This is a genomic window from Flavobacterium cupriresistens, from assembly GCF_020911925.1.
Classification (GTDB): domain Bacteria; phylum Bacteroidota; class Bacteroidia; order Flavobacteriales; family Flavobacteriaceae; genus Flavobacterium; species Flavobacterium cupriresistens.
The window spans coordinates 4,121,270-4,144,530 of record NZ_CP087134.1; the positions used below are offsets into that span (position 1 = coordinate 4,121,270).

Annotated in this window: 17 protein-coding genes and 2 pseudogenes; 7 read left to right on the plus strand and 12 right to left on the minus strand. The window is 31.5% G+C overall.

The window, feature by feature from the left end; genetic code table 11:
• Nucleotides 1-234: 234 nt before the first annotated feature.
• Nucleotides 235-864 (plus strand): DsbA family oxidoreductase, encoded by a 630-nt coding sequence (locus LNP23_RS17255; RefSeq protein ID WP_230002142.1) that lies wholly within the window; start codon nt 235-237, stop codon nt 862-864.
• Between the two features lie 186 nt (nt 865-1,050).
• Here the strand turns inward: LNP23_RS17255 and LNP23_RS17260 are convergent, their stop codons facing one another.
• Both LNP23_RS17260 and LNP23_RS17265 read right to left on the minus strand, forming a co-directional pair.
• The gene (locus LNP23_RS17260) at nt 1,051-2,823 is read right to left on the minus strand and encodes a MutS-related protein (protein ID WP_230002143.1); all 1,773 of its coding nucleotides are present in this window, start codon (nt 2,821-2,823) and stop codon (nt 1,051-1,053) included.
• Nucleotides 2,824-2,892: 69 nt separating this feature from the next.
• Nucleotides 2,893-3,726, minus strand: a complete 834-nt coding sequence (locus tag LNP23_RS17265) for a universal stress protein (protein WP_047778051.1) — start codon at nt 3,724-3,726, stop codon at nt 2,893-2,895.
• Nucleotides 3,727-3,951: 225 nt separating this feature from the next.
• Here LNP23_RS17265 and mnmE point away from each other — a divergent pair, with 225 nt between their 5' ends.
• Nucleotides 3,952-5,352, plus strand: coding sequence for a tRNA uridine-5-carboxymethylaminomethyl(34) synthesis GTPase MnmE (gene mnmE / locus LNP23_RS17270; RefSeq protein ID WP_230002144.1), 1,401 nt, complete (start codon nt 3,952-3,954; stop codon nt 5,350-5,352).
• A 190-nt stretch (nt 5,353-5,542) separates the two neighbouring features.
• Here mnmE and LNP23_RS22990 read toward each other — a convergent pair.
• Nucleotides 5,543-5,989, minus strand: a pseudogene (locus LNP23_RS22990) (IS6 family transposase).
• A gap of 303 nt (nt 5,990-6,292) precedes the next feature.
• Here LNP23_RS22990 and LNP23_RS17275 point away from each other — a divergent pair.
• Together LNP23_RS17275 and LNP23_RS17280 are read left to right on the plus strand one after the other, a co-directional pair.
• Nucleotides 6,293-8,188 (plus strand): flavin monoamine oxidase family protein, encoded by a 1,896-nt coding sequence (locus LNP23_RS17275; protein ID WP_230002145.1) that lies wholly within the window; start codon nt 6,293-6,295, stop codon nt 8,186-8,188.
• A gap of 368 nt (nt 8,189-8,556) precedes the next feature.
• Nucleotides 8,557-8,793: pseudogene (locus tag LNP23_RS17280) on the plus strand (tRNA uridine-5-carboxymethylaminomethyl(34) synthesis GTPase MnmE); the annotation flags it as partial.
• Between the two features lie 1,156 nt (nt 8,794-9,949).
• On the opposite strand, the gene LNP23_RS17285 reads toward LNP23_RS17280, so the two are convergent.
• Nucleotides 9,950-10,381: a hypothetical protein gene (locus LNP23_RS17285; RefSeq protein ID WP_230002146.1), complete on the minus strand. Its 432-nt coding sequence runs from the start codon at nt 10,379-10,381 to the stop codon at nt 9,950-9,952.
• Nucleotides 10,382-10,611: 230 nt separating this feature from the next.
• Here LNP23_RS17285 and LNP23_RS17290 point away from each other — a divergent pair, with 230 nt between their 5' ends.
• The 3 genes from LNP23_RS17290 to LNP23_RS17300 all read left to right on the plus strand — a co-directional run bounded on the left by LNP23_RS17290 (nt 10,612) and on the right by LNP23_RS17300 (nt 16,382).
• Nucleotides 10,612-10,806 (plus strand): hypothetical protein, encoded by a 195-nt coding sequence (locus LNP23_RS17290; RefSeq protein WP_230002147.1) that lies wholly within the window; start codon nt 10,612-10,614, stop codon nt 10,804-10,806.
• 196 nt (nt 10,807-11,002) lie between these two features.
• Nucleotides 11,003-14,650 carry a YobI family P-loop NTPase gene (locus tag LNP23_RS17295; RefSeq protein WP_230002148.1) on the plus strand — a complete coding sequence of 1,216 codons (3,648 nt, stop codon included), beginning with the start codon at nt 11,003-11,005 and terminating at the stop codon, nt 14,648-14,650.
• A 10-nt stretch (nt 14,651-14,660) separates the two neighbouring features.
• Nucleotides 14,661-16,382: a hypothetical protein gene (locus LNP23_RS17300; RefSeq protein ID WP_230002149.1), complete on the plus strand. Its 1,722-nt coding sequence runs from the start codon at nt 14,661-14,663 to the stop codon at nt 16,380-16,382.
• Between the two features lie 161 nt (nt 16,383-16,543).
• On the opposite strand, the gene LNP23_RS17305 is transcribed toward LNP23_RS17300, so the two are convergent.
• Genes LNP23_RS17305 through LNP23_RS17340 form a run of 8 tightly spaced genes read right to left on the minus strand, consistent with a single transcriptional unit; the run spans nt 16,544 to nt 23,251 of the window.
• A complete protein-coding gene (locus LNP23_RS17305) occupies nt 16,544-17,233 on the minus strand; it encodes an MBL fold metallo-hydrolase (RefSeq protein ID WP_230002150.1) in 690 nt (229 codons plus the stop codon).
• Complete coding sequence (locus tag LNP23_RS17310; RefSeq protein WP_230002151.1) at nt 17,233-17,973, minus strand: 4'-phosphopantetheinyl transferase family protein; 741 nt, start codon at nt 17,971-17,973, stop codon at nt 17,233-17,235. The genes LNP23_RS17305 and LNP23_RS17310 overlap by 1 nt, the downstream gene beginning before the upstream one ends.
• Complete coding sequence (locus LNP23_RS17315) at nt 17,963-18,934, minus strand: acyltransferase domain-containing protein (protein ID WP_255663329.1); 972 nt, start codon at nt 18,932-18,934, stop codon at nt 17,963-17,965. Before LNP23_RS17315 ends, LNP23_RS17310 begins: the two co-directional genes overlap by 11 nt.
• A 23-nt stretch (nt 18,935-18,957) precedes the next feature.
• Complete coding sequence (locus tag LNP23_RS17320; RefSeq protein WP_230002152.1) at nt 18,958-19,704, minus strand: polyketide synthase; 747 nt, start codon at nt 19,702-19,704, stop codon at nt 18,958-18,960.
• Nucleotides 19,692-20,480 (minus strand): enoyl-CoA hydratase/isomerase, encoded by a 789-nt coding sequence (locus tag LNP23_RS17325; RefSeq protein WP_230002153.1) that lies wholly within the window; start codon nt 20,478-20,480, stop codon nt 19,692-19,694. The genes LNP23_RS17320 and LNP23_RS17325 overlap by 13 nt, the downstream gene beginning before the upstream one ends.
• Entirely contained in the window at nt 20,471-21,718 is a 1,248-nt protein-coding gene (locus tag LNP23_RS17330) for a hydroxymethylglutaryl-CoA synthase family protein (protein ID WP_305070184.1), read from the minus strand. Before LNP23_RS17330 ends, LNP23_RS17325 begins: the two co-directional genes overlap by 10 nt.
• Nucleotides 21,719-21,741: 23 nt before the next feature.
• Nucleotides 21,742-23,001: a beta-ketoacyl synthase N-terminal-like domain-containing protein gene (locus tag LNP23_RS17335; RefSeq protein ID WP_230002154.1), complete on the minus strand. Its 1,260-nt coding sequence runs from the start codon at nt 22,999-23,001 to the stop codon at nt 21,742-21,744.
• A 16-nt stretch (nt 23,002-23,017) separates the two neighbouring features.
• Entirely contained in the window at nt 23,018-23,251 is a 234-nt protein-coding gene (locus tag LNP23_RS17340) for a phosphopantetheine-binding protein (protein WP_047778066.1), read from the minus strand.
• Between the last annotated feature and the right edge of the window lie 10 nt (nt 23,252-23,261).

Genomic DNA, 23,261 nt, shown 5'->3' on the forward strand with positions numbered 1-23,261 from the left:
TATCTGACAAAAAATGATTCGGTACACTATTTCACATCTCACCTATTACATTTTCATCTATTACATTTCTCAGTTTTACATTTTTACATTTTTACATTTTTACATTTTTACATTTTTACATTTTACATCCTCCATTTCAAATTATCTCATTTTCACATTATCCAATTATCACATTTTCTAATTTTCACATTCCCAAATTTCACTTCTAAAAAATATTTCTCTATTTTTGTTACTATGAAAATAGAAATCTGGTCGGACATCATGTGTCCGTTTTGTTATATAGGAAAAAGACAATTGGAAACTGCTTTGGCTGAATTTCCAGATGAAGAATTTGAAATTGAATGGAAGAGTTTTCAACTTGATCCAAGCATTCCACTACAATCAGGGCAAGACGTTTTTACATTCCTGGCGGAGCATAAAGGGATTTCGGTTGAGCAATCTATAGCCATGCACAAAGACGTCACTGAGCGTGCCAAAAGCGTTGGCTTAGACTATCATTTTGAAAAGGCTATTGTTTCAAATTCATTACCTGCTCATCGCATTATTCATTTGGCCAAAACTAAAAATCTGGCTGGCGAAATGGAGGAAATCTTCTTTAAAGCATATTTCACAGAAGGAAGAGATCTAAATGACGATCCTACCTTACTGGAATTAGCTGTAAGTGCAGGTCTACCGTCAGACGAAGTTTTAGAGGTACTGAAAAACGACAAATTGTTTCTAAACGACGTACATACCGATATTATCGAAGCGAAACAAGTTGGCGTACAAGGCGTTCCCTTCTTTGCTTTTGATCGAAAATATGCCGTGTCGGGAGCACAACCGGTTGAAGCCTTTGTACAAACGATAAAAGAACTACAGAAATAAGAGATTTTAGATTGCAGATTTTAGATTCTTGATTGCTGATTTTTGATTATTTGTTTAATGTCTATTTTTTTGACTAGAATAATAAAACAAAAAGATGCAAACTTATAGAGCGCTAAATTAGCACGCAATATCATTTCGCAGAAATAACACGCCCAGCAAAAAATCTAAAATCTACACTCTAAAATCTCAAATAACTCCCATTTTCTGCATTAGAAAAGTGGCGCTTTTGTTTTTACAAATTCCATTACGGAGTTTGTAATCAAAATGCAGTTCTTCATTTTTGATTTCGACTTCGAAACATTGGTTAATTAAAATTTCAGGATAATCATTTGTTGTCAGGCACACTTCTATATCGTGTGTTGCAATGGCGCCAATCGCTTTTTTAGCAATTATCTTTTTTACGACTTCAATTGTACCGTTGCGTTTGTCATCGGAATTGGTTCCTCTTAGGATTTCATCGAGCAAAACAAAAGCCGGTTTTTCTTCCAGAGCATCCATAATTTGCTTCAAACGTTTTATTTCGGCAAAGAAATAGGATTCACTATCGGACAAAGAATCCGATAATCGCATGGAAACTAAAACAGGTAACGGATGCATATTAGCTTCTGAGGCACAAACCACAGAACCGATTCCTCCTAAAACCATGTTGACGCCCAGACTTCTTAAAAAAGTACTTTTTCCGGACATGTTTGACCCTGTTAAAATCACAAACGACTCGGGATAAAAATGAGTATCATTCCCTACTCTGCTTACCGGATTCAACAATGGATGCGCCAAATCTTTAAATCCAATTTTATATTCGGAATTTATTTCAGGGAAAACAAAATCAGGGTTGTTGTAGGCTAAATTAGCCAGGCTGTTCAAAGCTTCAAATTCTCCAATTATTGAAACCCACTTTCCAAGCTCTGTCGCGTAATTCTCTTTCCATTTTAAAAGCGATTTTAAAACATGCACATTAAACAAAAATGTCCCATTAAATACAATTGCCGTGACAAAATTATTAATACTGTCCATTCTCGAGAACAACTCCGACAACTCTTTTACATGTGTACTGGCTGTTGCATTTCTAAATACAAGCTGTTGTTGCAGATCGATTAATTTTTTGGATTGAAAAGTCTCCGTTTCAATCTTAATCAGTAATAAACTATATTGTTTGATGATTTTATCAACGTTGTCCGCTTTTGCAATTTCAGATTGAATTCTTTTAAAACATTGTCCTAAAACTATCGTGTTTGCAATAAAAATATAAGTCAGATAACTCAGCAATATCATTTTCGAAGTAATAATATAGGCGATTAAAAAACCAAAAAACAAGGTTGGCAGTATTATAGAAAGTGCTATAATAACTTTAGGCAGCTTGTTGATTTTAGAAGAACTCCAATGCATTATAGAATCATAAGCATTTTTAGAATCTGCACTTATTGTCGCTAAAGCCAGAAAGTCCTGTCTCCAATCCAACTTGCTTTTTAATTCATTTATTGCTTCCTGATTCTCTAAAATGGTTGTATTGGGGAGTACCTCCAATAACTGATTCGCAAGCGTTTTTTTTCCAACAAAAGTGGCTGTTCTGTTTAAACTTTGAAACAAAGAATGTTCTCCAAAGATATCCAGATCGTATGCATAAGGGTGGTGAAAGTCATTAAATTCAATTCCGTTTTCAAAAGGCAATTTTTCTCTTTTCAAAAAGGAAATTTCGTTTTCATTAATCTTCAGTATCGCGGTTGCAAGCTGCTTTTCGAAAGATAACTTTGAGTGGACTCTCATCAAAAAAATAAAACCAATAAAAGACAGAAAAGCAAAAGCAACGTAGCTAATCTCGTTTGTCTTGATATAATAAAACAATAAAAATAGACAAAGAAAAACGCTTAAAAGACGTGAAATACTAATGCTGTTGTATCTTTTATTGATTTTTTTTAAAAGTTCCGTATACTGAACGACTTTATTTTGATATGAATTCATTTTGTTTATTTGATGGAACACAAATATAGGTTTTCCATAACAAAATAAACGTTCTGAATTTATAGTAATTTAATCTTCGTGCATAACCAAAACGGGCACAGGCACTTGTTTGGATAATTTTTTAGTGAAACTGGAGTCAAAAAGACTTTCAAAAAAAGAACGTTTGTGTGTGATCATAGAAAGAATGTCCACTTCTTTGTAAAGCACAAAATCAAGAATTGTCTCCTTTACTTCATCACTTGGCAAAACTAAAAACTCTACATTTTCATTTGCAAACTCTTTCTCCCACTCTTTAACTGTTGCTTCAGGTACATCTGAACTTGAAGTTCTCACGTATAAACTTTTGACTTTAGCATCCGTTTTCTTCGCGATTTCGAGTACTTTTTTCAACTCTTTTTTGTCTTTTTCACGATAACGGGTTGTAAAGCCAATTACTTTAATTTTTTTGAACTTAGCATCAACCGGCACGCATAAAACCGGAACTTCAACTCCTGAAATTACGGAACTGGTATTGGAACCGAGGAAAAATTTCGTCCAGTCGGAAGCTCCTGATGTTCCCATAATTACAAAATCAACTTTATCTTCTTCGACGGCATTTTTGAGGTTATACAGTAAGTCACCATCCATTAAACGGTGTTTTATTACGATGTTCCCTAATTTTCGTTCTTCAGCTATAGCTCTTAGCTTTGGAATTTCATTTTTAAACATTTCAAATTTGGCTAATTCTACCGAACTATAAATTGCGGCATAATTTTCCGGAAAAAATTGACTGTCGTAAACCGGGATCTCAAAGGTATGCAACAAAATAAGCTCGGCATTTACAATCTTAGCAAACTCTAAGGCATGAACAAAAGCATTTGTTGCGGCCTCAGAAAAATCTGTGGGGAATAATATCTTTTTCATTTTGTTTGAGATTTAGAAGTTGTTTTCTCAAATTTAATCATTCTAAAAAGAAATTAACCTGACAATTATCAGTAATTTAACATTCTGCAAAAACTGATAAATAACCTGTTAGGTACAATTAATTTTAACACATCAAAGTACAAACAATAAAAGTAAGCCGTAAATACACACCATACAACGAGCTCCGGTTCGTGATTTTTGAGGCTTTTTTTATACCTTTGCAGCATGATAAATCAAGATTCTATAGTTGCATTGGCTACTCCTTCAGGAGCCGGAGCAATTGCCATAATTCGAATTTCAGGTTCCGATGCTATAACGATCGGAGACAGCGTCTTTAAATCCATCAAAAACAAGGATTTAACCAAACAAAAAACACATACCTTACATTTAGGTCATATCGTCGACGAGTCGAAAACGCTTGACGAAGTTTTGGTTTCTGTTTTTAAAGGACCGAACTCGTATACCGGTGAAAACACTATAGAAATCTCCTGTCACGGGTCTACTTATATTCAGCAGCAAATTATTCAGTTGTTATTAAGAAAAGGCTGCAGAATGGCCGATGCGGGTGAATTTACCCTTAGAGCCTTCTTAAACGGAAAACTGGATTTATCACAAGCAGAAGCTGTTGCCGATTTGATATCATCCGATAATGAAGCTTCACACCAAATTGCCATGCAACAAATGCGTGGTGGTTTTAGCAATGAAATAGCCAAATTGCGTGAGGAACTATTAAACTTCGCCTCCCTAATTGAATTGGAATTGGATTTTGCAGAAGAAGATGTAGAATTTGCAGACAGAAGTCAGTTTCATGAATTATTGAACCGAATTGAGTTTGTTTTAAAACGTTTAATTGATTCATTCGCTGTTGGAAATGTCATCAAAAATGGGATTCCGGTAGCGATCGTTGGAGAACCAAACGTTGGAAAGTCGACTTTACTAAATGCCTTATTAAACGAAGAACGTGCCATTGTTTCTGACATTGCCGGAACTACACGTGATACCATCGAAGACGAATTAGTAATTGGCGGAATCGGATTTAGATTCATAGACACAGCGGGAATCCGCGAGACAAAGGATGTTGTGGAAAGCATCGGAATCAAAAAAACCTTTGAAAAAATTGAGCAGGCACAGGTTGTGATTTATTTGTTTGATGGTTTAAAGTTTCAGGTTTCAAGTTCGGAGTTTGTTTCGGAAATTGAACAAATCAAGAATAAATATCCTTTAAAACCATTGCTGATTGTTGTTAATAAAAAAGATATTTTATCTACTGATGAGGTTTCAAACATCACCGATAAACTCGAAAACTTAAACGCCAAACTTTTACTAATCTCCGCAAAAGAGAAAATTGGTGTGGATGATTTAAAAGATGAATTGCTTTCTTTTGTAAATACCGGAGCGCTTAGAAATAACGAAACAATCGTAACCAATACAAGACATTACGATTCTTTACTAAAAGCATTAGATGAAATACAAAAAGTGAAATTTGGTCTTGAAACGAATCTTTCGAGTGACCTTATGGCACTTGACATTCGCGAAGCTTTGTACCAATTTGGACTTATTACCGGTCAGGTTTCTAATGATGAGTTGTTGGGGAATATTTTTGCTAATTTTTGTATTGGGAAGTAGGTTTCACAAAACATCACAAAATAAAACAAAGAATCCCAGTTAAAATACTATAAAACGGTATTTTAACGGGGATTCTTCTTTCTGTTTATATAATTTTATTTGCAGATAGTTTGTTCCTTTTTGTACCACGAAAATATTTGGTTCTATCGTATCTGTCATGTGAATCCGAAAGAAATCAGGAACCCCAAAATTATGCAGCCAATCTACAGAATGATTTAAACATATTTGTGCCTGGCCTAAGCATCTGATTCTTTCTCAACATATGTATAACTTCAATTCCACCTAAGGTTCTTTTGGCAGATTCAAAACTTTTGAAACCCAAACTATTTTGTATTCTCCACTTAATAAAGCGATGATCTTGTTCAACTATATTGTTGAGATATTTACATTGCCGAATCTTGATATTCGAAAAAGAGCGTTTATTGTAAACTCTTATAGCACTAGTGTTCGAGCTGCTTTTATCTATATTTATTAACCTGGGTCTGCAGTTATTATTTATTTCCCTAGTTAGAAATCACTGGGCACTCATTCTTTGCCTTCTTTTATTAAGAAGAAAATCTACTGTGTTATCCAATTTATCGACTGCCCTATATAAATAGCACCAAATACCTTTAATTTTTATATAAGTTTCGTTCATTCTCCAGCTAGCTCCCTTTACTTTTTTATATTTTAATCTTCTTTATAAAGCCGCATTCATACAATAACCTTAAGTAATTTATTTTATTGGAATAAATCAATTTTATTCACAACAAAAAAACATCCATTCACGACAGAAAAACCTTCACTAATGACATCTTTTTCATTTTTTTTATTTTCAATCATTAATTTTATTTCGGAAAATAAAATCTAGAGCTAGAAAGCATTTTCGAGATTATCCCAAAGAAAATACGAATACCATAGAAATCAAATTTTTTATTTTTTAACATAAAATTTATATAAAATGGGACAGTACAAAAGTCGTCAGGAATTTTTAAAAAACAATCCGAGATCAATTGCATTCGCCGCATTGGTTAAAGCAACAAAAATGCAAGACACGATTACCAATCAAGCGATTAAACTTAGTCCAAATCAACTAGAAGGAAAGGAGGTTATAATCATCGGGTCTGGTGTTGGCGGACTTACCACCGCGTATGAACTACTCGCTCAAGAATCAGGTGCAAAAGTAACCATTCTGGAAGCATCTCATAAAACGGGAGGACGCTGCATGAGCTTACGCACAGGGGATACACTCATCGAAGATGCAAACAGTGATTTGTTCGATTCGAAACCAGGAGAACCGCAAGTTGTTCGATTTAAACGCCCGGTGGGAGACTCAGAACCTTACCTTAATGCAGGCCCTGGTCGTATTCCAAGCAGTCACAAACGACTCCTTTCTTACTTAAAACGTTTTTCGGTAGACGTTGAAATATATGTGATGAACTCTGAATCTAATTTGGTTCAAAAGAACGAAAGTTTTGGAGGTAAACCTATGGTTTATCGTCATTTGGATCATAATACAAGAGGTTGGTTGGCGCACATGGTATACAAAAATGCGGAAGAATTACTTCGTAATTCAAAAGTAGGAATTAATGAAAGTAATCTTAAAACACGCGTTGAAGAATTACAAAGTTTGATGATCAGTTTCGGAGAGCTTGATGTAGATGGAACCTATAGCGCAACGGCTGGATCACCTGGCTTCGAGGATGGAAAAACACGCGCTGGATATGAAGTTTTACCTGGTGTTGCGGCTGGAATTGTAGCCGATGTTTTGAGTTTTGATAAATTGCTCGAATCAAAATTTTGGGAAGGCACAAAATTCTATCAACCTATAGATTTTCTTTGGCAACCTACTTTATTTCAACCCGTTGGAGGAATGGATCAGGTGCAACACGCTTTTGCTCAACAAGTGGCAGCTTTGGGAGGAAATATTCTTTTGAATAGTCCTGTAAAAAAAATAAAATGGGACCCAACTAAAGAAAAGTACATCATTTCGGTTGGACAAGTTGGAACAGAAGAACCAATCTATTACGAAGCTGATTATTGTGTTTGCAACCTTGCGATGCCTTTTTTGAAAAACATTCTAGATTCTGATCTCCTAAAATCGGGACTTGAACCTGAATTTAAAGATGCATTAGAAGCCGTTTTTGTGGCACAATTTGAACCAACACAAGCTCCAGGTTATAAACCGCGAAAAGACGGATACGTTCCGCGTTTTTTAGCCTGTACCTCCAAAGTGGGCTGGCAAGCAAATCGATATTTATGGCAAGGAAGCCCAATAAATCTCAAGACAATGGGAGTTGAAAAATCTGAAGTAGGAGTTGTACCTATTTTTGGAGGAATCTCTTGGACAGACAATGAAATTCAACAAATTTGGTATCCATCTACGGCATATCAAGACGAAAAAGGCGTGCTCACAGGCGCTTATAATTTTGATAAAATAGCACACGATTGGGGAAAATTACCCGTTGATGAGCGACTTACCAAAGCACGAAATGATGCCAGTAAATTCGGTAAGAAATTTGCCGAAGGCTTGGGAGAAGGCGTTGCTATAGCTTGGCAAAATATGCCAAATATTAAGGGGGGCTGGGCATATTGGCAATCCGTTGGAGATGCGAACTATTCAACGAAACAATTTAACGCTATTGCACAAGGATCTGGAATTATAGATCCGAAAACAAAAAATGCGAGCAATGCTAACTTTTTTATTGTTGGTGATCAAATTTCCTCCCTTCCTGGTTGGCAAGAAGGCGCTATTGCAGCCGCATTAAATGCAATTTCGAGAATGGCAAAACCAGAGGTTAAAATACAGCCATTGAAAAATTTACCAGACACTCGTTTGATGGTGGAAGGTATCTAAATCAATTATATAGAAATGAATGGAACGACGTGGAAGGTATTCTGCGTCGCTTTTTTTCATACTGCAAATCTTAATTTAAAATATACTGCTTGCAGAATTATGGATTTTGAACAACAATGACCTTTAAGTATACATTTTTTAATGGATTTAAAATTCTAAAGATAAAAGTTATTATCAGATGCGACAGACTCCTTACTCTTTCTTCCATTTCAATAGAATTTAATTACTTTTCTAATTTTACTCATGTCTGTTATTTTGTTTGCCATAATCCGTATATTTTTAACGAATGTATGGTTCTAACAACATGAAAAAATGAATAGTTTTTAATCGTTAATTAACCACAAAACTTGGTGGTCAATTTGCTCCGGAACGGGGCACTTAGAAATAATGAAACAATCGTTACCAATACAAGACATTACGATTCTTTACTAAAAGCATTAGATGAAATACAAAAAGTAAAATTTGGTCTCGAAACGAATCTTTCGAGCGATCTTATGACGCTTGATATCCGAGAAGCTTTGTACCAATTTGGACTTATTACGGATCAGGTATCTAATGATGAGTTGTTGGGGAATATTTTTGCTAATTTTTGTATCGGGAAATAACTAGCGATTTCAAAACATCATATTTCTACATTTCAAGTGTCGTAAACAAAGGGATTTCCATATACTTATAGATAACTTTGTTTACCCTTATTTAATATAATCGAGTTACTAATCGTACTACTAATTTTTAAAATCAGTAATTTTTTATGAAGTTTATGATACCATAGTCTGTAAAGTCACTACTACATTGAATAGTTACTTTCCTACTGTGTTTTACCTAATGAACATAAGGAAATCGTAAAGTATCACAGACAATAAGTAATAATGAGTCATCTAACAATCAAAAGAAATTGTGTCGTCTGTAATATTGAATTCATAGCAAAAAGTAATAAAGGAATCTACTGTTCAATATTATGTTTTAAGAGAAACTGGAGGAAGTTTCAAAAGGAAAATACGATTGTAATTCCTAAAACAAAACCAATTGTATCTAAAGAGAGTTTAAATTCTAAACATTACTTATCAATCAAAGAAGCAGTTATATTTTTTGAAATTTCAGAGGTTACTTTACGAAGATTAATAAGAATTAATAATTTGAAATATGTGTGTCTGAAAAATAGATTTTTCTTTTTGAAATCAGATTTAGTAAAAGTAATTTTCAAAGATTAATTCTTATTAAACATCATTATTTCTAAAGTAATTATAGTGTTTTCCCATGTGGAATATACTTTTTCTATTTCATTAATAAAGAAAGTTTTGTTGTCAATACTTATATCTTTAATTTTCGCTTTTTCAGCAATCTCATAGAACTTTGGAGAAGATTCTTCTCTACTAGATAAAAATACAATAATTGTTAAACACGGTCTTCTTTTAGAAAATTCAATTTTTCATTTATATAAATATTATCTCCAAAACCAGATCTTTTACATAACTTATCATAAGTAATGTTTTTTCTTTGATGTGCTAAATCAATAAGAATTTCTCTTATATTTCTTTCGTAATTTATTTTCAAATTGTGAGTTGACATAGATATATCATTAATTTTTTTTAAAATAATTTTAAGATTGTCTATGTAGTTAAATTGAACCTAATATATCTAATTGAATTTCATCACTATCATCCTTCTTCTTATTCTCCTTCTCTTTATCTTTTTTATCAATATATTCAACAAGTTCAAAAATATCAGTAGGTATCTTTTCTCTTTTAAACTCAGCGGTTCTTATAATTTTTTGTTTTTTGTAATATATCCCGATTTCACTTCATATACTTCTAAAAATTCGTTAGCAAATAACTCTTTAGTCCAATTCGTGATACTTCCATCACTTACATTCATCCTTTTCGAGTTTGTTTCTCTTTTTGAATAATATCCATTTTCAGTTTTACTCATTGTATTATATTCTCCCCACAATAATTTTGAACCTGTTTTTAAATTAGGATTATTATATATTTCAAAAGGAACTATACATTCTCTACTATCTTTTTTACCATTAATTATTGGAAGTTCAATACCACTTAATTTATCGGTTAAGTAGTGAATTCTTTTATCTTCAGTATCCTTTACCAGATATCCTTTATTAAGTAAACTCTTTCTACAAAGTCCTACTATATTTGGATGTAGTGAAAATAACTTTCCAATATCCACATTAGTCATTGTATTAAATCCTCTTTTTTAATTAAAAGTATATTCAATATGCCTAAACAACAAGCAATAAACTTCATTACAAAAGAAAATGGTTATAAATTCAAATCAAAAGATATGAAATAAGGAATTATAACTTATACAAAAAAAATTCAATTCATACTTTTGATGTTAATGTCAAATTTAAAGGAGAAAACCTCAGTATATTTAGTTGGAATGATATTCTAAATAGAGCTCAATATATGGTAAATGACATTAGCAATGACATTAGCAATGATAATAGTTATAATATTGATGAAACAAAAACTAATGATTATTTAGGGACATTTACATCAAAATCTATTGAAAAAGGATTTGAAATAATTATTTATAGAACACAACCAAATTTAAACAAAGGAATGATTGCATTTACTCTACATAAAACTATAAAGAAATAAAAAACATCGAAAATAAATCATATTTTACGCTTTATAAAAGGTCTTAATTTCAAAAGAGGACCTTTTTTTATGTTAACTATCTTAGATAAAAAATAGTTAATATAGTAAAAATATGATCTCATAACTTTAAAAAAATCAAATAGATAAAATTAATTTAAACATCTTTTATTTACTATTTTAGCAAATAAAATACAGTATGCAGATACCTCTACAAAGTTTATTTGTCTCAAAAAAAACAGAAATTAAAAAAAACAATACTTTAATTAGTTCACTTGCTCCAAAGATTTTAACAAAAAAGGAAGATGTTGAAAAGATTCAACCTTATTTGGATAAACTAAATGAAACCATAGATACAAAAGGCATTAACAATATTGCTTTGACTGGTGGCTATGGTTCGGGGAAAAGTACAATAATTGGAACGTTTAAAGAGTTAAATCCTCAATACAAATTCTTAAATATATCATTAGCTTCTTTTAATAAGAAAAAAAGTGATGATACATTAACTCCATCTGAAAAAAAGGCACAGAAAGAAGAATTAGAAAGGTTGTTAGAAGTTAGTATTTTGCAACAAATATTTTATCATGTTAAACCTGAGGAAATCCCTGAATCTCGTTTTAAAAGAATTATCAATATTCCAGATTGGAAGATATGGAGTATTTCAATTGGTTTTATTCTGTGGGTTACAAGTTCAACTTTACTGTTGAAGTACAGTTATTTAGATAAAATCAATCCAAATAATTGGAATAGTAAAGATAGCTTTGATTGGTTTGCTTTAATCATATTCTTAATAGCATTCATCGGCTTAGGTTTATTTTCTAAATTGATTATCAAATTATTTAGTAACTCTAAAATTAATAAAGTAAACATAAAAGGAGAATTAGAGTTAGGAGACAATGTAAATAAATCCGTATTTAATGAACATTTAGAAGAAATCTTATACTTCTTTGAACGAACGAAATATGATGTTGTACTAATAGAAGATTTAGATAGATTTGATAGTACGGATATATTCACAAAACTTAGAGAAATCAATATACTCTTAAATAATTCAAAACTCATAAACAGAGAGATCAATTTTGTTTATGCTGTTGGAGATGATTTATTTGATGATAAAAAGGAAAGAGTAAAATTCTTTGAATACATAATTCCTGTTATTCCGTTTATTAATTCATCAAATGCTGATGAACAATTAAGAACATTGATTAAAGAAGCTGGATTAGATGAAAATATATTTACCAAAGAATTTATTTCTGATGTGACTACATTCATTGATGATATTGATATGCGTTTACTAACAAATATTTTCCACGAATTTGTCATCTATAGAAAAACGCTAAAACCTGAATTCATTAAAAAAAATGATGAGTTATTTGCTATGATAACTTATAAGAATATTGATCCGAAAGACTTCACTAAACTCAATAAAAAAGAGGGAAAACTATTTGAATTAATCAACAATAAGAGCAATTATATAAAGAAATTTATCAGTAAAATAGATACCGAAATTACACTAAAAAATTATCAAATAAAAGATATAGAAGGACATATAATTACTGATATTGAAGAATTAAAAAGTATATATCTAAAAGCCATACTATTAACTTTGCCTAATTATAGAACAATAGATATAAATGATGTATTAGAAAATTTTGATACAATTATTAGAACTCAAACATTATTGAACACAGAATATAATAGCTACCATAATAGAGAAAACAAACACAATCACACTTTTGATTTTTCTAAAATTGAAAATCAAGTTAATTCTGATTACTGTTATGAAGAAAGAGTTGAACTGATAGAATCTAAACATAATAATAAAGTTGATTTACTAAAAATCGAAATTGAAAAGTTGAAATCAAAGAAAATCAAAATTAAAAATTGGAATTTAAAACAAATATTCAATGAAGTTGATATTGACGAATACCTAAACAATTTTTCAAATAATTCTTTATTGAGAAATTTTATCTTAAATGGTTATATCAACGAAAACTATAATGATTATATCTCTTTATTCCACGAAGTATCAATAACAAAAGAAGATTACACCTTTGAAAGAAATGTTAAGGGCGGATATCCAACAGATTTTAATTATAAACTAAGTGCTAAAATTGAAAATTTAGTAGAGAAAATAGACGAAAGATATTTTGAGAGAGAAACAATATTAAACTTTGATTTATTAGATTATTTAGGAAACAATTATAGTAAATACTCAGATAAATATGATTCTATTATTCGTTTGTTAAGTAACGAAAAAGAAAAGTCAATACAATTTATAGATGAATACATTATAAACGAAGAGAGACCACTTGAAATTTTTATTGAAAAATTGGTAGAAAACTGGACTACATTTTGGAATTATATATTTTTAGAATGTAATTATACTGACGATAAGTTAAATAAATATTTAGAGCTTATTATACGATTTTCAAAAACAGAAAGAATTTTGTATAATAACGATCCTATTTACCTAACACATCAAATAGAAGAAAATTCCGAGTTTCTATCGTTAATCAAAAATGGTGAAGAATTAGATTATTTTAATAAAATAACAAAACTTCTAAAAGAATTGGGTGTTGAATTTGAGAAGTTGGACAATCCTAATGATGAAACGAGAAAACTGTTTAATTATGTGTATAACAATAATCATTATAGAATAAACCAAAATAATCTTCTACAGATGTTCTTATTATTTGGAAAGGAAAATGCAGAAGAAGAATTCAATCACTCAAATTATTCTACAATTTTAAAATCAGATTGTATACCACTTATTGACTATATTAATTCTAAAATTACTACTTATGTTGATGATGTATATTTAAAACTAGAAGATAATAAATTTGAAGATCAAAGTAGTTTGACTAAACTGCTAAATGCTAAGAATCTAAGTGGTAAATCTAAAATAAAAATAATTCAAAAAGTTGAAACTAAAATATCTGAATTAAAGAATATCACCGAATTAGAAATAAAAACACAACTACTGATAAACAATAAATTAATTCCTAAATGGAATAACGTAATTGATTATTATACAGCATCTGAAAATACAATAAATGAAAATCTAATTAAGTTTTTGGAGTTTGAAGATGTTAATGAAGAATTATCAAATGAAGCATTAGACGAATCAAATAAAATTTTTGAAAAAAGTATGTTACTCTGTAATGAAATTTCGTATGAAATCTATAAAAAATTAATTAGTAGTAGTCGTTACAGATACAACAAATTAGAATTTGAGAATTTGGATGAAGATAAAGTAGTTAACTTAGTTAACAGAATTCTTAATACAACTAAATCAAATTACGATTTATTAAGGGAACATTTTCCAAATAATCATATAACATTAATCGAGAGAGATTATAATAAATTCATTGAAAAAGTGGACTATTTTGAAACAGATGTAGATGATATTTTGATGATACTTCAATCCGAAAATATTACTGTTGACAATAGATTTAAGTACATTCCTAAATTGAATGAACAAACAATTATTGAGGATGAAAATATTGCAAAGAAAGTTGGAGAAATTATCATTAGTAAATCTACAAAAATTGCATTTGAATTCAGTACAATTGAAAACATCATAAAAAGTTTAGATTCTGCTGAAAACAGAATTAAATTGATAATTTTATATTTTACTGAACTTAGTAATGAAAATATTATTTCGTTGGTAAAAGGTATTGGATATTATTATAGTGAATTATTTGTAAAAAAGCACAAACCAATATTCAATGATAATGTTTTTAATAGAGAATTATTAACTAAATTGAAATCAAAAGGTTTAATAAATAGTTTTGGAATTTACACAAAAGATGATACTAAAATAAGAGCTATTGCTAATTACTAAATAAATTTCAATGAAATTCACAAATACATTACGCCTTGAATTTGAACATGTTTATCCTGAGGAGAAACAGATTGAAGTTATTGAATATCTAAAATTAGTTACAAAAGAAACTCTTTTAAGTATAATTGGTTTCGCAAATACATACCCACAACCTAATTTTGATAATTTTGCTTCTAATTTAGATATTAGAAGAGATACTATTAATCGCGTAATTCATTATTGTCATAAAAATAATATTAAAGGTAAGCCTCAATTAGTATCAAGAGAGTCGAGTTTAAAATTAGCTGAGATAATATTTTCAAATAAAGAAGTATTAATCGATGACAATAATAATCCAAAAAATATTGATTCAGATGAAATTAATTTGTTTAAATCGTTTTTAGTAATTAATAAAGAAGTAAATAGCAAACAAAAATTAACAACATCAGAAAACGAAGAAAATCGAGAATCACTTGCTCAAATGATGATTGCTATGTCATTCTCTACCTCTGATTTAGGAGTTTTTAAAGATAGTACATTTGAATTTGGTAAATTAGTGTATTGTGCTATAGAGAGATTTGAAATATTGATAGAATTCCTTAATTCTGATTCTGATTATCAATATTTAACAGATGATGTTTGTTCCTACTTTAAAGTAAAATCTATTGATAAATTAAGAAAGCACGTTAAATATTTATTTTCTCAATTACTGATATTAAAAACAAAAAATAGTTATAAATTTAATGTTGATGATGATGATGAATCTAAATTATTTTTAGACACTTTAATTTCAAATGAAATTGATATTGATGATGATTTTACAGTTTTAAAGAATTATCCTCTTTATAAAATAGATGATGAAATATACTCTGTAATTGATCACTTTTTTGTTGTAGATAAATTTTATAAAAGTGTTCGATTTATTTTAAAAGAATCATTTAATAAGAATCATGGTTTATCGAATAAGGATAGAACGTTTTTTGAGTTTTTCAATACAAAATTTTCAGAGGAATTTTTGATGAAAACCATTTTAGATAAAGTATTTAACAGACCTCACTATTTTAAAAAATATCAGAATATAAATAAGCCTTATGAACCAGATTATTATCTTAGAGACGGTAAAACTATTTTTATTTTTGAAAACAAAGATGTTCTGATAAGAAAAGACATAAAGAGTTCGGGGGATATTGATAAAATATTAAATATTTTTAAAGATAAATTCTTTGAAAATAATGGAAAACCTATTGGTATTGGACAGTTAATAAATTCTATTTTGCAAATAGTTGAAAATAATTTTGATTATGATAATTATGTAAACACTAAAAAGAATTTTACAATATATCCTATTTTATTAGTTAATGATAGAATATTGGAAATTCCAGGAGTTAATTATATTTTAAATCAATGGTATTTAAAATCAGTTAAAGAGAAACTAAAAGAGAAGTATAATCATAATTTCACTAAAAACCTAACAATCATTGATATAGATACAATTGTTTTTGGTTCAAATTATTTTACTAAGACCAATAATAATTTTAAAAATTTTATTGAAAATCATCAAAAAGAGATGAGTATAGTACTAAAACCTGATGGTAGAACTTTAGAAGAAGTTGAAGAATCAATTAATAGAAATCTGATGAAACAATTTTCTCCTATTAGCTTTAGATTCCCTATAGATGAATTTTCTCAAAGTTTATTTATTGAAAAATTCAAAGAAATAATTACAGAGGATAACGAAGTTGAATCAACATAAAAAATTAATAAAATAAGCGTTTATTTTACTAAACATGTTACTACTATTAAAATAACATACTAAATATGCGGTGGAACACTTTCTGTATCGGAAAATAGGTTCCACAAAACATCACAAAACAACAATGGCTAAAACACTACAATAAGGCATTTTATGTAATATCATCTAGAGAAGCGATCATCTATTTTCTTATTAAAAGTCCACTCCAATATTTTATGCTGATTTTTTCGAGTCCGAAAAGCAATGAAAGATTTTTTCGAAATGAACTGAAAGTAAATATTGTATATCATTAGATAAGAAATTGATTTTCCCGGTGCTTCACCATATGAATGACCAGGCCAAAACTGGGAGTGCTCAGGCAGATAATTTTTCAAGAATTGAACGGAATCATATAGAGATGCCGCACCATCTTCAGAACAAACTCCAACACCTTCAATAAAAACAGTATCTCCAGAAAACACATGATTATCAATTAAATAACAGACACTGCCTGAAGTATGCCCAGGAGTAAGAATTGGAGTTATTTCGATAGTCCCTATTTTAAAGCTTTTCAAGTGAGAAACCGATTGCAATTTAGAATATGTTAATCGAAAAGTAATTGCATCTATATCGGAGCTCCACACAGAAACATTTTTTTCTTTAGAAAATTTTCCTGCCAGATCTATATGATCTAAGTGGCCATGAGTAAGCAATACACCCTTTAATAAAATTCCATTTTCTTCTATATAATTAGTGATCAGCTCGTAATCCCAAGCCGGATCAATCAAAACACCTTCGTATTGATTATGTACCAGATAGCATTGATTCTTAAAAACACCATTAGTAACCTCAAAAAGTTGCACATAAATCATCAGGACTGTAAATTTAGATGCGTTAAATGTTTAGCAAAATTAGTTAAATCTATATCGGTACGTTTGGGACAAGTAATGGAGACAATATAAGAGTCCAGAACTATAGAAAATGATTTGTATTGCCTAAAATTCTTAAAACTTGCACTGTATAATCCATTTTTGTAATCAAGGGAATCTAATTCCAAATAGTTGAAATCAATCATCATTCCTGTCTTTAAGATTTTAGACAGGCTTTCTTTTACAGTCCAAAGCAATGTATAGGCTGAAGCTTTATCATTCAGATACGAATTTGTTAAAGTTATTTCTTGCTGAGTAAACATATTGATCATAGAATCAACTTTTTCCGGATTAATTTTTTCAATATCCACCCCTATAGGATGAGCTTCCGGGTAAGCTATGGAAATACCAATAGCATCACAGTGCGTAATAGATACCTGAAAACCAGAACAAGACAGTTGCTCTATGACCGGGAATTGAAAAACACCGAAACCTACTTTAAAAGAACTCATAACGGTCTTTGTCGGAATAATTTTGCCTAAAGCACTCTTCGCACTAATGCGACCTAACAAATAACTAGATTTTCGTCTATTGAATTTTAGAGCATTTAAATAGGTAATCTCATCCGGATGTAAAACTTCTAAATATCCATTTAAATCGGTTAATTCTTTTTTTACAATGGTATATCCCGCTATATGTTCCGAGTTTTCTCTTACCAATCTTATAATACCTTCATATAACATAGGAAGAGTGATTAGAAATTAAACTTTTTACTTTTTCTAATTGCTTAAGCTCATTTCCAAAAGGGGATAAAATAGGCTGTATGCTGGACTCAGATGTTTTTAGTATGGAATATTTAGTAAAAGTAGCACTAGTTCCCGAAGGTCCCAGGTCGATATAGAAACACGGTCCGAGTTGTTCCAAAAAGTCAATTGTTTTACTATGGCTGGAATAAGAACTTACCACTTGACTATAATACTCGGCATCAATTTCTTTTAAAAGATCTGATGTCACGCCAGACAAATAATGTGTCTTAGGTGGAACCAAATCAATCCCTTGTTGCATATAATACGAAAAATCATGTAAACCTTCCTTAAGGAGAGGAGAATGAAAAGGAACAGTTACCGCAATACGTTTGTGTATTATCTCTTCTTCCTTTAAGATTTTTTGATATTGATCCAAATTTGCTGTTGTCCCGGAGACCGTATAACTTCCCTTAAAATTATCTATGGCCAGGTACAAGTTGTATTGTTCATATATTTTAAGTTGATGATGTGTCTCTGCGTTTATAACAGTAAGCATACCTCCTTCCAGATTACTCCTTGTTAAAGATTTGGCCTGTTCCATAGCAGCTTTTATAGCTGTTGATACAGACCAAATACCACTGGCGACACCAGCAGCAAACTCACCAAGACTTTGGCCGAAAACATAATCCGGAAAAATATTGTAAGACTTCATTACCTCTATCATAGCAATCTCAATTGCCACGATAGCAGGATGGGTGATTAGCAGCTCATCAAAATCTGAGTCATCTTTACCATATAGTTCATGCACAAGAGATCTATTCAAATACTTCTGAAAAATCAGATCACTTTCCTCCATGCTTGATCTAAAAACAGCATGGTTCATGAATAGACTTTTTCCCATATTACGATACTGACTACCCTGGCCAGAAAATAAAAAGACAACTTTATACTTTTTCATATCTTGTGTAAGATTACTAATGTTTACCTCTCGAACAAAGCTTTTATATTTTCTTTAACTTGTGGTTGATGAAAAGTTATTTTATGCATTTCTAATTCTTGCTCAAATATATCCTTTAAACTCTTCTTGATTTTTGATGTCATATGTTTTTTTAGCGTCACTAATGAAAGTCTTGGCTTCTCAGCTAATTTCTTTGCTAATGCTATTGCCTCTGTACGAACTTCTTTTTTTGGAACTACGTGTAAAGAGACTCCTCGTTCCTGCAATTCTCCTCCCCTATAACTTTCGGCTGTAAAAAGCATTTCGCTGCCTAAAGAGGAACCAAAACGCAGTGGCACCATGTAAGTTGCTCCCATACCCGGAGTGAATCCGTATTTCATGAAATTTGCAGTATATATATTTTCCTTTCCTAAAATTTGAAAATCTGCATAACATCCGAAAACAAGTCCTCCTCCAATTGCGTGTCCTTGCATGGCAGCAATTACAGGAATCTCGCAATCAATTGGTGCTGTAAAAAAATCTAATTCCGTAAATTTCAACTTTCCGTCATATATTTGTTGTAACTCGTCCGGGGTTCCTCCGCAAGAAAAATAGCTGTCGTAACCTATTAGAATTACTACTTTATACGCTTTATTTTGGTTTACAATTGCAAAAGCCTGTTTTAACCCTTGCATTAGTTCTTTAGAAAATGTATTTCTTGACACTTTATCTTGCATCGTAATTTGTACAATTTCTTCTGTGATTTCTGTAATGTTTACTACCTCTCCCATGGATATTCTCCTTTCTCAATAAAGTTCTTTATATTCTTCTGTACCGTTTCAGACTCCATTAGTCTCTGTAATTTATTAACTGCTATTGTTTTGGTATCCTCCTTTATAATCCAGAGTTTTGCCGTATAAGATTTAATTTCCTGAATTGTATTCGTTTCTAATCGACTAAGCCTTAGTATATTTTTCCTTAGCAGATTATCAATTTCATCTGTCACTTCATCTACCAGACCTATTTCATAAGCTCGTTCTGCCGATATTCCAAGTGTAATTAATGTGAGCCATTTGGCTTTCTGCGGACCAGTTCTTTGCATCAAAAAAGGCATTACACAAGCGGGTAACAATCCAAATAAGGCTTCAGATAGACCAAAAGTTGCCTGACTATTTGCCAGTACTATATCACTAGCTGCAACTAATCCTATTCCTCCTGCATTTACTTTCCCTTCAACTTTTGCTATTACCACCTTATCAATTTCGCTAATCGCTTTCAAAACATTGTAATATTGATCCGGTTGTTGATTCATTAAAGCTTCCTTCTGCTGATTTGCCACCGCTTCAAAATCCATTCCTGTACAGAATTGATTTTCATTACCGGATAATACTATGATTTTTACTTTTGTGTTTTGTTTAACCTCTTTCAAAACCTCCAAAAGTTCATTTGCCATCAAGGCATTAATACTATTATGCTGTTCGGGTCTATTGAGCTGAATATGGAGAACCTCTCGTTGTTGCCTTACCAGAATGGTACTGTAATTATTATTGACCTCTATCATACCCATTCGTAAATTCTGTGATAATTTTTAATTTCTGAAAAGATCAGTTTCTTTTTTCCTTTTACTTTACTGAAGGGTTCCGGATATAATGTGGTGTCTATTTTGTAATCTCTGGTTCCGAATTTGATTTGTGAGTTAACAGCAAAAGTACTTTCGTATTCTTCCATAGATAATACCACTCGTTCGTCTAAATGTTCTTCTATAGCCAAAGGTGAAATTAACATTTGACTTTGAGGATGTATCACTCCACTAAAAAACTCGGAACAGCATCCTGATCCATATGAAAATATGCCAACTCTTTTTGGGGTTTCAAAATTTCCTTTTTCAATCATGCTTACTAATGCCAAATAAGTTGTTGCTCCCATAATGTTTCCAACTCTCTGACAATATTCTAAAGAAGGAGCTACACGCCCTTGGAAATCTTCTTCGATCTGATCCGGTTTTGCCTTTTTGAATTTTCGCATATTGGTTCGGTGTGCACCTTTTACCATTCCTCCAAATGGTGTATGAAAGACTAAGTATTGGAAACTATCCTGATAATCTGTATCATCAACTCTCTTTTGGTATTCTTTAAAGCTGTTTTCGCAGCAATCCAGATAAGATAATAAAGATAAATCTGAGTCTCCCGCTTCTTTGTCTGCAACGGGTCTGCAAGTATCCATAACCTCATAACCGTAATAACCGCTGGCTCCTTTGTCTATTTCAAATATTTTTGGTTGATCACTAATCAGCATGGCTACAGCTCCGGATCCGGATGAAGGCTCTACAAAAGACATTTCCATAGCTCCTCCTTCTACTGTACTCATCCTCATAATATCTGTAGCGATGACTAAAACTTTTCTACCCACAGCAGTCCCCGAAAGGATAAAATTAATAGCCATCTGAAGACCTGCCGTTCCGGAATAACAGGCATTTTTGAGTTCGAACAACCTGCAATTTCGACTCAATTTTAAATAATCATGTATGTACGTACTCATCGACTTTCCAAAATCAATACCTGATTCTGAACAAGTGATCAACATATCTATGCTTTCTATTTCTTCATCAGTCAATGCATCCAATAAGGGTTTTGCTGCATTAACCCCATTAGAGATCGGATCTTCATAAGGCATTGGCACTGTTTTCTCTTTCATTAACAAATTCTCAAATCGCTCGGTGTTTAATTGTCGATGTTTTGCTAATTCAGCAACGTCTATGACTGCTGATCCGCAATATATATTTATAGCTTCTATTCCTGCTCTCATATTTTTTTCTGATTCTATTTTGGTTATGCTTCTAGAATAATAGCTGTATTGATACCTCCAAAACCAAAACTATTACTTAATGCGTATTGTATTGAATGGGCCTCTCTATAACTTTGTATCCAGTCCATAGGGTAATCTATCGGTGTTTCTAAATTAAGATTTTCGTGCACAAAATTTCCATTCATTTGTATCAGACTCGCAATAGCTTCTACAGTTCCTGCTGCTGTGATACCATGACCAATTAGTGATTTTGTGCTGTTTATCGGTTTGTTTCTGAGTTCCAGATTAATCAAAGCTTCAATCTCTGTATGATCTCCCAGTTTTGCCCCTGTACCATGCGCATTAATGTAATCAATTTGTTCTGCCAAAATACCTGCTTTTTGCATCGCTTTAGCTATAGCCTTTTGTTCTCCATCTACTGAAGGATTCGGGTTTCTATTGGCATCTAGTGTAACTCCATAGCCAGATATCGTTCCAAACACTTTTGCTTTTCTTTGCTGCGCATGCTGCTTTGATTCTAAAATAATTGCTCCAGCATTTTGTCCGTATACAAATCCTGAATGATTGATATCAAAAGGTTTGTACAGGGGAATTTCCGCTGTCTCTGATGCTACTGGCTGCATAGCTCCCAAAGCAGAAAATCCTTGGTATTCATAAACGGATAAATCCATCATAGGAGCAATTACCATAACGACATCATATGCTTGAGTTTCTATAAGTCTGCAAGCTTGAATGATTCCCATGTTTCCACTGGCACTGGCTGCTCCAACTGTAAATCCTTCTCCTGTAATCTCAAATAATTCTGATGCTACACCTATCATATCACTATCCAAAAAATTGAATCCATAGGAAGGTTTCATGAATTGCATTTTATTTTTGTACGTTTCTCTGATATCCTGACAATGCTGCTGTTGTGTATTGCTGCCTGCTACAACTATAGCTATTTTACTTTTATCTATCGTTGACGGAAGCTTGGCTTGATGCCAAGCTTCCAGAGCACAAAATGTTCCATAAGCAGTACTTAATGAAATATCCCGTAAACGTTTAACTTTTAGTTTCCAATGCTCCTCAAACTCACTATCTGATATGTTTTTTTTTAGATCAAAATCTTCTACTTTCCCATATACGTATTTAAAGGTTCTATCTTCTATAACATACTCCTTTATAGCAAAATTCGATTTTCCGTTTTTTAAAGCCTCTGTAAAAGCGGGAATTCCTATTCCTACTGGGGTAACGACTCCCATTCCTGTTACACAAGCTTTATGTATTTGATCTGTACTCATAGCAACGCAGGTGTTTTTATTTTTCAGCAATCAATTCTGCTAATTCATTTATGGTTTGTGCTCCTGCTAATTCTATTCTAGGAATTTCTTTCTCTAATTGTTCTAATGTTAATGCGATTAATTCTGCTCTATCGATAGAATTTGCTCCAATATCTGATAGTTTCTCATCATTAGATATTATTTTTCCTTCCAGTTCTGGAATAATCTCAAGTAAATTTTCTCTGATTTGCTCTATTATTTGATTTTTCATATTCTTGTTT

Bases quoted from the DNA above. Each gene is read 5' to 3' on its own strand.
- LNP23_RS17340 (WP_047778066.1), bottom strand. From the start codon at position 23,251: ATGAAAAATCAAATAATAGAGCAAATCAGAGAAAATTTACTTGAGATT.
- mnmE (WP_230002144.1), top strand. From the start codon at position 3,952: ATGATAAATCAAGATTCTATAGTTGCATTGGCTACTCCTTCAGGAGCC.
- LNP23_RS17310 (WP_230002151.1), bottom strand. From the start codon at position 17,973: ATGTTATATGAAGGTATTATAAGATTGGTAAGAGAAAACTCGGAACAT.
- LNP23_RS17305 (WP_230002150.1), bottom strand. From the start codon at position 17,233: ATGATTTATGTGCAACTTTTTGAGGTTACTAATGGTGTTTTTAAGAAT.
- LNP23_RS17335 (WP_230002154.1), bottom strand. From the start codon at position 23,001: ATGAGTACAGATCAAATACATAAAGCTTGTGTAACAGGAATGGGAGTC.
- LNP23_RS17255 (WP_230002142.1), top strand. From the start codon at position 235: ATGAAAATAGAAATCTGGTCGGACATCATGTGTCCGTTTTGTTATATA.
- LNP23_RS17285 (WP_230002146.1), bottom strand. From the start codon at position 10,381: ATGACTAATGTGGATATTGGAAAGTTATTTTCACTACATCCAAATATA.
- LNP23_RS17325 (WP_230002153.1), bottom strand. From the start codon at position 20,480: ATGGGTATGATAGAGGTCAATAATAATTACAGTACCATTCTGGTAAGG.
- LNP23_RS17265 (WP_047778051.1), bottom strand. From the start codon at position 3,726: ATGAAAAAGATATTATTCCCCACAGATTTTTCTGAGGCCGCAACAAAT.
- LNP23_RS17290 (WP_230002147.1), top strand. From the start codon at position 10,612: ATGGTAAATGACATTAGCAATGACATTAGCAATGATAATAGTTATAAT.
- LNP23_RS17275 (WP_230002145.1), top strand. From the start codon at position 6,293: ATGGGACAGTACAAAAGTCGTCAGGAATTTTTAAAAAACAATCCGAGA.
- LNP23_RS17320 (WP_230002152.1), bottom strand. From the start codon at position 19,704: ATGGGAGAGGTAGTAAACATTACAGAAATCACAGAAGAAATTGTACAA.
- LNP23_RS17315 (WP_255663329.1), bottom strand. From the start codon at position 18,934: ATGAAAAAGTATAAAGTTGTCTTTTTATTTTCTGGCCAGGGTAGTCAG.
- LNP23_RS17295 (WP_230002148.1), top strand. From the start codon at position 11,003: ATGCAGATACCTCTACAAAGTTTATTTGTCTCAAAAAAAACAGAAATT.
- LNP23_RS17330 (WP_305070184.1), bottom strand. From the start codon at position 21,718: ATGAGAGCAGGAATAGAAGCTATAAATATATATTGCGGATCAGCAGTC.
- LNP23_RS17300 (WP_230002149.1), top strand. From the start codon at position 14,661: ATGAAATTCACAAATACATTACGCCTTGAATTTGAACATGTTTATCCT.
- LNP23_RS17260 (WP_230002143.1), bottom strand. From the start codon at position 2,823: ATGAATTCATATCAAAATAAAGTCGTTCAGTATACGGAACTTTTAAAA.